The organism is Telluria sp. ZT3P25 (assembly GCF_059685895.1).
Map to the genome: position 1 here is coordinate 1,770,494 of NZ_JCASIJ010000001.1, position 12,289 is coordinate 1,782,782.

Below are 12,289 nucleotides of genomic sequence, written 5' to 3' on the forward strand. Positions count from 1 at the left end.
TGTTTAGCATGGTTTGCAGCAAGCTAATAGCCGTCACCCACAGGCGGCACATAAGAACAATCAGGAGACACCATGCCTTCCACGTACGCGCGCCAGCTTGGCGTGTTCGTGGGCGCGGTCGCGGCCATCGTCGTCGGGGCCGCCGCCACGGCCACAGCCACAGCCACAGCGACCAATGCCGCGCCCGCGACGCCATCATCGGGCGCCGCAGTGCCAGCGACCGCACCTGCCGCCTATGTGTGGGACAGCGTGGTGATCGGCGGTGGCGGCTTCGTGACGGCCGTCGTCCCAAGCCGCAGCGAGCCGGATGTCGCCTACGCCCGCACTGACGTTGGCGGCGCCTACCGCTGGAGCGCAAAAGAGGGCCGCTGGTATCCGCTGCTCGACTGGGTCGGCGAAGACCAGACGGGCTTCCTGGGCATCGATGCACTCGCAGTCGACCCGCACCACGCCGGTAACATCTGGCTGCTGGCCGGCATCGCCTACCTGAACGGCGGTCGCACCGCCATCCTGCGCTCGACCGATTATGGCAAGACCTTCGACGTCGTCGATGTCACCGCCCAGTTCAAAACCCATGGCAATGGCTTCGGCCGACAAAATGGTGAGCGGCTTGCCGTGGATCCGGGATCGACGCAAGGATCAACTCAGTCACCGAATCAATCAACGCATACGCGCCTGTACCTCGGCTCGCGCCGCAACGGCCTGTTCACCAGTAACGATGCCGGCAAGACCTGGCAGAGAAACGATGGGTTGCCGGTCACGACCACGCCGAACGACGTTGGCCTGAACATCGTGCTGCCGGATCCCGCCAGCGTGGCGGCCGGCCACGCGCGCCGCGTGTTCGTTGGCGTCTCGCGCTTCGGCAGCGTCGGCCCCAATCTGTACCGCAGCGATGATGCCGGTGCCACGTTCCAGCCGGTGAAGGGCGGGCCGGCGGACTTGATGCCACAGCGCGCCGCGCTCGATGGCGCAGGCAACCTGTACATCGCCTACGCCGACGGCGCCGGCCCGCATCCGGACAAGCGCGGTCTTGAGCCCATGCAACGGGGCCAGGTCTGGCGCTATGCGCTTGCCAGCGGCGCCTGGACCGACGTCACGCCAGCCGGCTGGACGCGCCCGTTCGCCGGCATCAGCGTCGACCCGGCCAACCCGCGCCGGCTCGTCGTCTCGACCATCAACACGTTCATCCCCCAGGGCGACGCCAAGGGCGACCGCATCCTGGTGTCGAACGACGCCGGCGCCAGCTGGACCGACGTGATCGCGCGGGGCTTCCGGCGTGATGCCGCCGGTGTGCCCTGGCTCGAAGGGCACGCGATCCACTGGGCCGGTTCGGTCGAATTCGATCCCGGCGATTCTCGCGCGGTCTGGGTCACGTCCGGCAACGGCATCTTCCGCACCGCAAACGTCGATGCCGTGCCGGCCACCTGGACGTTCACGGTCAAGGGCCTGGAAGAGACGGTGCCGCTTGGTCTGGTCAGCATGCCGGGCGCGCCGCTGGTGTCCGCCATCGGCGACTACGACGGCTTCGTGCACGACGATCCGGCGCGCCATGGCCGCATCCACAAGCCTGAAATCGGCACCACCACGGGCCTGGACGCCGCCGCGCGCCGGCCCGGCACCCTGGTGCGGGTTGGTGACGCGATGCTGGTCACGCGCGACGGTGGCGCCACCTGGAACAAGACGCCGACGATGCAGGGCAAGCGGGGCCAGATTGCCATCTCGGCCGACGGCGCGACGCTCGTGCACACGCCGCAGGACTCGATCACCTCGTTCCGCTCCGGCGACACGGGCGCGACCTGGACCCCGGTCGCCGGCCTGACGGGCAACCGGATGCGCGCCGTGGCCGATCCGGTGCGTGCAAACGTGTTCTACGCGTATGATGACAAGGCCCTGGTAGCCAGCAGCGACAGCGGCGCCACGTTCACGGCGCGCGCCAGCCTGCCTTCGGGCGGCTCGCGCCTGATCCGCGCGGCACCCGAACGTGAAGGCGACTTGTGGGCCCCGCTCAAGCAGGGGGGCCTCGCGCGCTCGATCGATGGCGGCGCCAATTTCAAGCCGGTATTCGATATCGACTATTGCGGCGCGGTCGGCTTCGGCAAGGCTGCACCGGGCAAAACGTATCCGACGGTGTTCATCTGGGGCAGCGTGAAGGGCGTGCGTGGCATCTACCGCTCGCTCGACACGGGCGCCACCTGGCAGCGCATCAACGATGACGCGCACCAGTACGGCGGCCCTGGCGACGGCCACTTCATCGTCGGTGACATGAACCGCTTCGGCGTTGTCTACATGAGCACTGCCGGACGCGGCATCGTGCACGGAAAGCCCCTTACCCAATGACTCTGCATCACACGCTGCGCCTGGCGCTTGCCGCCACCAGCCTTGGCTTCGGCCTGACCTTTGCCGGCGCCGCGCTGGCTGCCCCTGACCTGGTGCTGCGCTACAACGCGCCCGCGCAGGACAACGACACCGGCTGGGAGAAAGAGGCACTCCCGATCGGCAATGGCCGCATCGGCGCCATGGTGTTCGGCCAGCCGGGCCGGGAACACCTGCAGTTCAATGACATCACGCTCTGGACCGGCGACGACAAGACGATAGGCGCATTCCAGCCGTTTGGTGACGTGCTGGTCGATCTGCCGGCCCATGCGGCCGGCGCGACCAACTACCGCCGTACGCTCGACCTGGTGCGCGGCGTGCACACGGTCACTTACACGCACGATGGCGTGAACTACAAGCGCGAAGCCTGGGCCAGTTATCCAGCCCAGGTGATCGTCTTGCGCCTGTCTGCCGACAAGCCGGGCCGCTACACGGGCAGCGTCGCGCTGACCGACCGCCACGGCGCCAACCTGGCCGTCAGCGGCAACCGCCTGTACGCGGCGGGCACGCTGGCCGGCTTTGTGTTGCCCGACCAGGCGCCAAGCACGAACGTGATGTCGTATGCGAGCCAGGTACAGGTGCAGAATGACGGCGGCAAGCTGGCCGTGGACGGCAAGCGGCTCGGTTTTACGAATGCGAATTCGGTCACGCTGGTGCTGGGCGCCGGCACCAGCTTCGTGATGGACCCGGCGCGCCGCTTCGAAGGGGGCCACCCGCTGGCGCGCGTGACGCAGCAGGTGAGCACGGCCTCGGCGCGCCCCGTCGACGAGCTGCGCGTCGAACACGAACGCGATCTCGGCGGCCTGCTCAAGCGGGTCGAGCTCGATCTGGGCCCGACGCTCGCCGAGCGCCGCGCGCTGCCGACCGATGCGCGCCTCTTGGCCTACACGCGCGAAGGGGGCGATCCGGAACTCGAAGCCCAGTATTTCCAGTATGGCCGCTACCTGCTCACCGCCAGTTCGCGCGGCTCGCTGCCGGCCAATCTGCAGGGCCTGTGGAACAACAGCTATGCGCCGCCATGGAATGCGGACTACCACACCAACATCAACGTCCAGATGAATTACTGGCCGGCCGAGGTGACCAACCTCTCTGAGCTGGCCGAACCGTTCTTCGGTTTCGTGAATGGTCTGGCGCCGGTCTGGCGTCAGCAGACGGCGCAGGAATTCAAGGGCAAGGATGGCAAGCCAATACGTGGCTGGACGCTGCGTACCGAGTCGAACCCGTTCGGCGCCATGGGCTACCTGTGGAACAAGACGGGCAACGCCTGGTACGCCCAGCACTTCTGGGAACATTACGCATTCACGCGCGACGAACGCTTCCTGCGCGAGACGGCCTATCCGATGATGAAGGAGGCCGCCGCGTTCTGGCAGGACTACCTGAAGGTGCTGCCTGACGGACGCCTGGTGGCGCCGCAAGGCTGGTCGCCCGAACATGGCCCGGTGGAAGACGGCGTCGCCTACGACCAGCAGATCGTCTGGGACCTCTTCAACAATACCGTCGAAGCGGCCGGGATCCTCGACATCGATCCCGAACTGCGCGCCGAGCTGACCGCGATGCGCGACCGCCTGGCCGGCCCGCGCATCGGCAGCTGGGGCCAGCTGCTCGAGTGGCTGGACGAAAAGCATGACCCGGTGCTCGATACGCCGCATGACACGCACCGCCATGTGTCGCACCTGTTCGCGCTGTTCCCGGGCCGCCAGATCGGGCCCGTCAAAACGCCGGAGCTGGCCGCTGCCGCCAAGCGCACGCTTGAAGCGCGCGGCGACGCCGGCACCGGCTGGTCGATGGCGTGGAAGATGGCGTTCTGGGCCCGCCTGCACGAGGGCGAGCGCGCCCATCGCATGCTGCGCGGCGTGCTGGCTGCGCCGGGCGCCCGCGCCGCCGAACAGGGCGGCATCTTCTCGGAACATAACAATGCAGGCGGTACCTATCCGAACCTGCTCGATGCGCACCCGCCATTCCAGATCGACGGCAATTTCGGCGCCACCGCCGCGATGGCCGAAATGCTCGTGCAATCGCACGCGGGCGAAATCCAGGTTTTGCCCGGGCTGCCCAAGGCGTGGGCCACCGGCTCGGTCAAGGGTTTGCGTGCGCGCGGCGGCTTTGAAGTCGACATCGTCTGGCGCAAGGGGCTGCTGAAGAACGTCACCGTGCGCGCCCCGTCGAACGACGGCAAGGTCAAGCTGCGCTACGGCGCCTGGGTGACCGAAGTCGAGCTCAAACAAGGGCAGAGCCGCACCGTGTCTGCCTCGCTGTTCAAATAAAAAAACGACACCACGAAGGAGACAACCCGCATGAAGCTGAACCAGATCGCCCGCCGCCTGACGCATCTCGCGCCGCTGTGCCTGGCCTTGACGGCGCATGGCGCGCTGGCCGCGCCCGAGCTGCCGCGCCTCGAGAGCAAGGACGGCCGCCACGCGCTGATCGTCGACGGCGCGCCATTCACGATGCTGGCCGGCCAGGCCCACAACTCCAGCAACTACCCGGCGGCCTTGCCGAAGGTCTGGGCCGCGCTGAAGGATGCCGGCGCCAACACGCTCGAGATGCCGATCGCGTGGGAGCAGATCGAACCGAAGGAGGGCAGCTTCGACTTCAGCTTCCTCGACACGCTGGTGAAACAGGCGCGCGAACACAAGATCCGCCTCGTGATCGTCTGGTTCGGCACCTGGAAGAACACGGGACCAGGCTACCTGCCGGAATGGGTCAAGTTCGACAACGCGCGCTTTCCGCGCATGAAGGACAAGGACGGCAAGACCGTCTACAGCCATTCGCCGTTCGCCGAAGAGACGCTGGCGCTGGATCGCCGCGCATTCGTGCGCATGATGGAACACATCAAGAAGATCGACAGCGCGCACCGCACCGTGATCATGGTGCAGGTCGAGAACGAAGTCGGTACCTACGGGGTGGAGCGCGACTTCGGCGCGCGCGCGCAGGCTGCGTTTGCCCAACCGGTGCCGGCTGCCATCGTGGCGCGCCAGACACCGAAGGTCAAGGGCGTGACGAGTGGCACCTGGTCCCAGGTATATGGCGACTACGCCGATCAGTATTTCCATTCATGGGCGATCGCCAGCTATATCGAGTCGATCGCCAAGGCCGGCCGTGCGGTCTACGACTTGCCGATGTTCGTCAACAACGCACTGCGCGAACCGGCGCTGGCGGGTGAGCCGGCAGCGCCGTGGCAGGCCAACTTTGCCAGCGGCGGTCCGACCTACGACGTGCTCGATATTTATAAAGCGGCCGCGCCGCACATCGACTTCGCCGCGCCCGACATCTACATGCCGGAATCGACCAAGGTCACCGCGATCCTCAAGTCGTTCCAGCGCCCCGACAACGCGCTGATGATCCCGGAAATGGGCAATGCGCCCGGCTACGCGCGCTATGTGTACCAGGCGCTGGGCATGGGCGCAATCGGCGTGGCCCCGTTCGGCCTGGATTACGCGGATTACAGCAACTACCCGCTGGGCGCCAAGCACACCGACAAGCGGATGGTCGAACCATTCGCCAAGGTGTATGGCGTGTTCGCACCGATGACGCGCCAGTGGGCGCGCTGGGCGTTCGAAGGCCGCACCTATGGCGTGGCCGAGGGCGACGACCGCGCCGCGCAGACGGTGGCCATGAAGGGCTGGACGGCGAACGTGTCGTTCCGCGAATTCCAGTTCGGCGAGCGCCAGTACCTGAAGGATAAGAACGAGTACCAGTCGGGCACCGATCAGCCAGGCGGCGGCGTCGCCTTCGCGCAGATCGGCGACAACGAATTCGTCATCGTCGGCCAGCAGGCGCGCGTGAAGCTCTCCGGCAGCGGCGCCAACGACGGCAAGCCGTCGATGCTGGCGCGGGTCGAAGAAGGGCGCTTCGACGCGAATGGCAAATGGGTCATGGAGCGCAACTGGAATGGCGACCAGACCGATTACGGTTTGAATTTGCCGGCCACGCCGACCGTCCTCAAGGTCCGGCTGGGCACCTATACCGAGTAAGCATAACAAGTAATAAGCATAACAAGTACACAACAGGAGATCGACAAATGCGTATGACACAAGTGGCGGCCGCAGTAGTGATGCTGGCGGCAACCGGGGCCGATGCAGGCACCTTCCAACAGACCGCGACCGGTATCGAAGTGCGTCCCGACAGCGGCGCCAAGGTGGTGCGGCTCAATCTCATGAGCGACAACATCGTCCAGGTGGTCAAGCTCGACCAGGCTGACAAGACGCTCACACCATCCCTGATGACGGTCGCCAAGCCATGTGCGAGCAGCTGCACCTTTACTGTCACGCCTGGAAAGGACACGGTCCAGCTCAAGGCCGGCAAGATCGCCGCCACCGTCTCGCTCAAGGATGGCCAGGTCGCCTTCTTCGACGCGAACGGCAAGCGCTTCCTGGCGCAGGCATCCGAATCGATGCAGCCCGTGAACGTGGGCGGCAAGCCATTTGTGGCGATCAAGCAGGGTTTCAACCACGGCACGAAGGATGCGTATTACGGCCTGGGCCAGCACCAGAACAACCAGATGAACTACAACGGCGAAGACGTGCTGCTGGCCCAGCATAATATGATCGCCGCAGTGCCGTTCGTGGTGTCCGACAAGGGCTATGGCGTCCTGTGGGACAACAATTCGATCTCGCGTTTCGGCGACCAGACGCCGTACGCCCTGATGTCGCGTGACCTGGTGCTGCGCGGCGCCGACGGCAAGAGCGAAGGCCTGACGGCCCGCTACTACATCGGCGGCAAGCTGGCGCTCACGCGCCAGGAGAAGGACATCGATTATCAGTACCTGAAAGACCTCGACGAGAACTGGCCGAAAGAGCTCGGCCCGCACAAGGACCTGAAGGACGTGCGCGTGGTCTGGGAAGGCACGATGAGCAGCGACAAGCCTGGCGTGCACAAGATGCAGCTGTATTCGTCGGACTACGCGACGCTGACCGTCGACGGCAAGCAGGTCATGGACGTCTGGCGCATGGGCTGGAACCCGTGGTACCACAACTTCGAAGTCAAGTTCGCCAAGAACAAGCCGGTCAAGCTGCACCTGGAGTGGAAGCCGTCGGGCGGCATGGTCGCGATCACCCACAACAATCCGTTGCCGGCGCCGGAGCGCCATTCGCTGACGCTGTCGTCCGAGATCGCCGAGGCGATCAACTACTACGTCATCAGCGGCGACAACATGGACCGCGCGATCGCCGGCTACCGCCATCTGACCGGCCAGCAGCCGATGATGCCGAAGTGGTCGTACGGCTTCTGGCAATCGCGCCAGCGCTACGAGACGCAGCAGCAGCTGCTCGACACCGTCACCGAATACCGCAAGCGCGGCTGGCCGCTCGATAACATCGTGCAGGACTGGTTCTACTGGCCCGAAGATGGCTGGGGTTCGCACGACTTCGACAAGAAGCGCTTCCCGGATCCGAAGGGCATGGTTGACGCGGTGCACAAGCAGAACGCGCGCATCATGCTGTCCGTGTGGGGCAAGTTCTACGCCAATACCGACAACTACAAGGAGCTCGAGTCCAAGGGCTATATGTGGACCAAGAACGTCGAGAATGGCTCGCGTGACTGGGTCGGCAAGGGTTACCTGAACAGCCACTACGATCCGTACACCAAGGAAGCGCGCGACATCTACTACCGCCAGCTCAAGACGAAACTGGTCGACCTGGGCTTTGACGCCTGGTGGATGGACAATACCGAGCCTGACGTGTTGTCCAACAGCCGCCTGGAAGACTTCAAGGAGCTGATCGGCCCGACCGTGTATGGCGCCGGCGAAATCACGTTCAATCCGTACAGCCTGGTGAGCACGGGCGCGATGGCCGATGGCCTGGCACGCGACCAGCCGGACAAGCGCCAGTTCATCCTGTCGCGATCGGGCTTTGCCGGCATCCAGCGCAATTCGGTGGCCGTGTGGAGCGGCGATACGGTCGGCCGCTGGAACAACCTGTACGACCAGATCGCATCGGGCACGAACATGTCGATGTCGGGCATCCCGAACTGGACCCACGATATCGGCGGCTACGCCCAGGAAGTGCGCTACCAGACGGGCGACGTGGGCTCGGCCCAGGAAAACCGCGTCACCTCGCGCGCCGAAGCGAATCCGGAAGACATGAAGGAATGGCGTGAATTGAACCAGCGCTGGTTCCAGTTTGGCGCGTTCACGCCGCTGTTCCGCTCGCACGGTGAAGTGGTCAAGCGCGAGATCTACAATATCGCCAATGGCGACGACACCATGCGCGACAATATGGTGTGGTACCTGAAGCTGCGCTATCGCCTGATGCCGTACATTTACACGATGGCGGCCGACACGCACTACGGCTCCGGCACGATGATGCGTGGCCTGGTGATGGACTTCCCGCACGACGAGAAGGTCAAGAACATCAAGGACCAGTACATGTTCGGTCCATCGTTCCTGGTGGCGCCGGTGTACGCGTACAAGGCCACGTCGCGCCAGGTGTACCTGCCGGCGGGCGCGGACTGGTATGACTTCCATACGGGCGAGCGCTTCAAGGGCGGCGCCACCCGCACCGTACAGGCGCCACGCGAGCGCATGCCGCTGTTCGTCAAGGCCGGCTCGGTCATCACGGCGGGCCCGGTGACCCAGTATGTCGACGAGAAGCCGGATGCGCCGGTCACGCTGTTCGTGTATGCGGGCGCCAATGGCGAAGCCACGCTGTACGAAGATGACGGTGTGACCAATGCCTACGAGCGTGGTGAGGCCAGCCGCATCCGCATCGCCTACGACGACAAGACGGGTGTCGTGCAGATCGGCGAGCGCGCCGGCCAGTACAAGGGCATGCCGATGAAGCGCGAGTTCAAGGTGCGCGTCATCAAGCCGGGCGTGTCGACGGCGGAGAACCTGGACGCGGCCGACAAGACCGTGGTCTATGACGGCAAGCCGGTGACCATCAAGCTGTAATCACTACGGCGTTTACCAACAGCCGGGTGCCAGCGCGCGCCCGGCTTTTTTCGTACTGACTTCCATGAAAAATCTCGCGTATTCACTCGCACTGGCCGCCTTGCTGCACTTGGGACCAGCTGGCGCTGCCAACCAGATCGCGGCGGATCATCCGCATCTGGCCTACACGGGCCGCATCGACATGACCGATGCCAAGGCGCCGGTCCTGAGCTGGCCCGGCACGGCGATTGCCGCCAATTTCACCGGGACCTCGCTGGCGATTGTGCTTGACGACCACGAAGGCAAGAATTTCTTCAACGTATTCATCGACGGCGAAACGGCGCGTCCGGTCATTCTGCAGGCGGACAAGGGCAGCAAGACGTACGTCGTTGCCAATGGTCTGAAACCGGGCGCGCACACGCTGTTGCTCACCAAGCGCACCGAGGGCGCAGAAGGCGCAACGATCTTCAAGGGGCTCGAACTCGATGACAAGGCGACGCTGGCGCCGCCGCCGGCGCGCCCCAAGCGCCGGATCGAGTTCTTCGGCGACTCGATCACGAGCGGCATGGGCAACGAGGCGCCCGACGACGGGCGGGACGACCTGGGCAAGGACAAGAACAACTACCAATCCTATGCGTCGATCGCGGCGCGCCAGCTCGGCGCCGAAGCGCACATCACGTCGCAGGGCGGCATCGGCGTGATGATCAGCTGGTTCCCGTTTACGATGCCGGATTTTTACGACCAGATGAGTGCCGTCGGCGATAACGACAGCCAGTGGGACTTCAAACGCTGGACGCCCGACGTCGTCGTCATCAACCTGATGCAGAACGACAGCTGGCTGATCGGGCGCGATCACAAGCTGCAGCCGGAACCGGATGATACTCAGCGCATCGCGGCGTATCAGGCGTTCGTTGCCCGCGTGCGTGCGCTGTATCCGAACGCCTACATCGTCTGCGCGCTGGGGAGCATGGACGCGACCCGTGCCGGTTCCACGTGGCCGGGCTACGTCAAGTCGGCGGTGGCGAACCTGCGCGCATCAGGCGACGCGCGCATTGACACGCTGTTCTTCCCGTTCACTGGTTATGGCCAGCATCCGCGCGTCAAGCATCATCAGGCCAATGCAGACTTGCTGACCGCATTCGTGCGAAAAAAACTGGGTTGGACGGGGACCAGATAACGGAGCAGTGCCTGTCATGCCACGAGCGAGAACGTTGCGCTCTCGCCGGCCTGAATGGTCGTTTGCAGATGCGTCGTTCCCGCCATGCGGGCCAGCACATCATCAAGGCAGTAGGTTGCAAGGTGAACGCGGGCCTGGTCCGGTTGAAAGTGATTCCATAAGACGCTGAACCTGAAGTCGGTATTGTGTTCGCCGCTGGTGGCAGTCGCCTGCAGCCCGGCCGATGTCGATGCCTGCACCTCGAATGCCGCATGGAGGCGTGGCCTGGCGCGAATTTCAGCGGCCATGGTGTCGGAGATCGAAAAATCGGTCTGGGTCGATGGCGGCTCGTCAGGGAACAGTTCCTTGAACGTCTTGCCGGCATCGCCCTTCGCGTCACCCTGGTTAAGGTGGACGCGCACCATGTCTCCCGGCTGCAGGGGATGTTCCATCAGCCAGGTCAGATGACCGCAGCCGTCTTCGTCGTAATTAGCACCCATCGCATCGGCGGCCGCTTTCAACGCCCGGTCGAGCGCCCCATGCACGGATACATCCATGACGCGCATTGACGTCAGGTTGATTGTCGTGATACGCACGTTATTGACGTCAACAGCAATATGAGGCATGGCGCTGGTTACCGGATGAAGTAACCAACTCTAGCACGCTTAGCGTTGGCAATGCGCGCCCGCGCGTTTATGTCGCGTAACACAGAACGTGAAAACAGCGCGAGGTTAGTGAAATACTGCTTCCGCGGTTATTGAAGTGATTAAGTCCAGGGAAGGTATGTCTTTGCGATAAGTGCAATACCTGCGTACACTTTACTAAAGGCCGGCATCGGCCAGACGCGGATGATGACACAGCCATGCGGCGGACTTGCGGTATTCAATGGTAGGGAACACTATGAAAAAGTTGCTGCTCTGGTTGATACTGGTTGCATCAATCGCTGGACTAGCATTGTCAGCAATCTTTAACATTTCTGTCTGCATGTGGGGCTGTCCTCAAGCGATTGAAGTGTATTCGGCGCAGGCCGCGCTCTTCGTCTTGGTTGGCTTGATTGTGTGGGTGGGGTTCAAGCTGTTCAGGAAGCACGCTTAGAATTTTCTGATGGCTGCCCATCGATTACCAATTCCTCTTCGGGTCGGTTTCCGTTCTTCGTGACAGTCCGCGCCTTTTTCGCCTTGGTACCCAGATATGTTCAGCTTAACGGCGGGGTTCGGCCAAATATGTAGCCGGGGTCAGGTCTGAAATTTGTAGCCTATAGCCGGGGTCAGGTCTGACATTTGGACACGAGCTCTTCCCTAAACGTGCAACAAGGCATTCACTGACAGACTTCTTGTTAAGCTTGTATCTGAATGTCAGACCAGACCCTGCTGCGTCTGCCCCCGCTGCGGTCATAAGCTTTCTGGCGGACTCCTTCTTTCCAAACCCGTTTTGTGGAAACACCAATTTGGCGCTAACTTGGCCTCGGATAGAAGCCCAATCCATTGCTTTGAGTTATTTGCTGCCGTTGGTGACAATGCGCGACTTTTTCAACTTGATGAACTGATATGCTCAGCTCTTCGGCCAAAAGCGGATGTCTGGTCGTTGCCGTGATAGTCGTGCGTTATACTCAATTAATCGATGGATCATGTCCCATGTCCGCAATACGCAACGCTTCTGCCGTCGTACTGTTCTCCGTTTCTGCATACCGATTAGTTTCGTCGGATAACTCCGCTCTTACAACCGTAATATTCTTGATATCTGCCACGATATTATTTTTTGCGGAGCTGATAAGGCGAAAAAAACTAAAGCAAAAAAATCAGGATTAGACCAAGTCTTGCGAGCATGCGCTCCTGACAAAATGAGAGTTCGCCTATAGACAGCTAGTTTACTGATCTGAATGGCGCCAATCT

The 12,289-nt window shown here is 63.0% G+C and carries 7 protein-coding genes; 5 read left to right on the top strand and 2 right to left on the bottom strand.

What is annotated here, in order from left to right; all coding sequences use genetic code 11:
• Positions 1–72 precede the first annotated feature (72 nt).
• The 5 genes from AC56LY_RS08035 to AC56LY_RS08055 all read left to right on the top strand — a co-directional run bounded on the left by AC56LY_RS08035 (position 73) and on the right by AC56LY_RS08055 (position 10,418).
• Positions 73–2,337, top strand: a complete 2,265-nt coding sequence (locus AC56LY_RS08035; RefSeq protein WP_499578151.1) for an exo-alpha-sialidase — start codon at positions 73–75, stop codon at positions 2,335–2,337.
• Positions 2,334–4,637 (top strand): glycoside hydrolase family 95 protein, encoded by a 2,304-nt coding sequence (locus AC56LY_RS08040; RefSeq protein WP_499578153.1) that lies wholly within the window; start codon positions 2,334–2,336, stop codon positions 4,635–4,637. Before AC56LY_RS08035 ends, AC56LY_RS08040 begins: the two co-directional genes overlap by 4 nt.
• A 30-nt stretch (positions 4,638–4,667) precedes the next feature.
• Positions 4,668–6,347, top strand: coding sequence for a GH35 family beta-galactosidase (locus AC56LY_RS08045; RefSeq protein WP_499578154.1), 1,680 nt, complete (start codon positions 4,668–4,670; stop codon positions 6,345–6,347).
• A 47-nt stretch (positions 6,348–6,394) separates the two neighbouring features.
• Complete coding sequence (locus tag AC56LY_RS08050) at positions 6,395–9,262, top strand: glycoside hydrolase family 31 protein (RefSeq protein ID WP_499578156.1); 2,868 nt, start codon at positions 6,395–6,397, stop codon at positions 9,260–9,262.
• A 64-nt stretch (positions 9,263–9,326) separates the two neighbouring features.
• A complete protein-coding gene (locus tag AC56LY_RS08055; protein ID WP_499578158.1) occupies positions 9,327–10,418 on the top strand; it encodes an SGNH/GDSL hydrolase family protein in 1,092 nt (363 codons plus the stop codon).
• A 14-nt stretch (positions 10,419–10,432) separates the two neighbouring features.
• Here the strand turns inward: AC56LY_RS08055 and AC56LY_RS08060 are convergent, their stop codons facing one another.
• Together AC56LY_RS08060 and AC56LY_RS08065 are read right to left on the bottom strand one after the other, a co-directional pair.
• Positions 10,433–11,023: a hypothetical protein gene (locus AC56LY_RS08060; RefSeq protein ID WP_499578160.1), complete on the bottom strand. Its 591-nt coding sequence runs from the start codon at positions 11,021–11,023 to the stop codon at positions 10,433–10,435.
• Between the two features lie 195 nt (positions 11,024–11,218).
• The gene (locus AC56LY_RS08065) at positions 11,219–11,383 is read right to left on the bottom strand and encodes a hypothetical protein (protein ID WP_499578162.1); all 165 of its coding nucleotides are present in this window, start codon (positions 11,381–11,383) and stop codon (positions 11,219–11,221) included.
• Positions 11,384–12,289 lie beyond the last annotated feature (906 nt).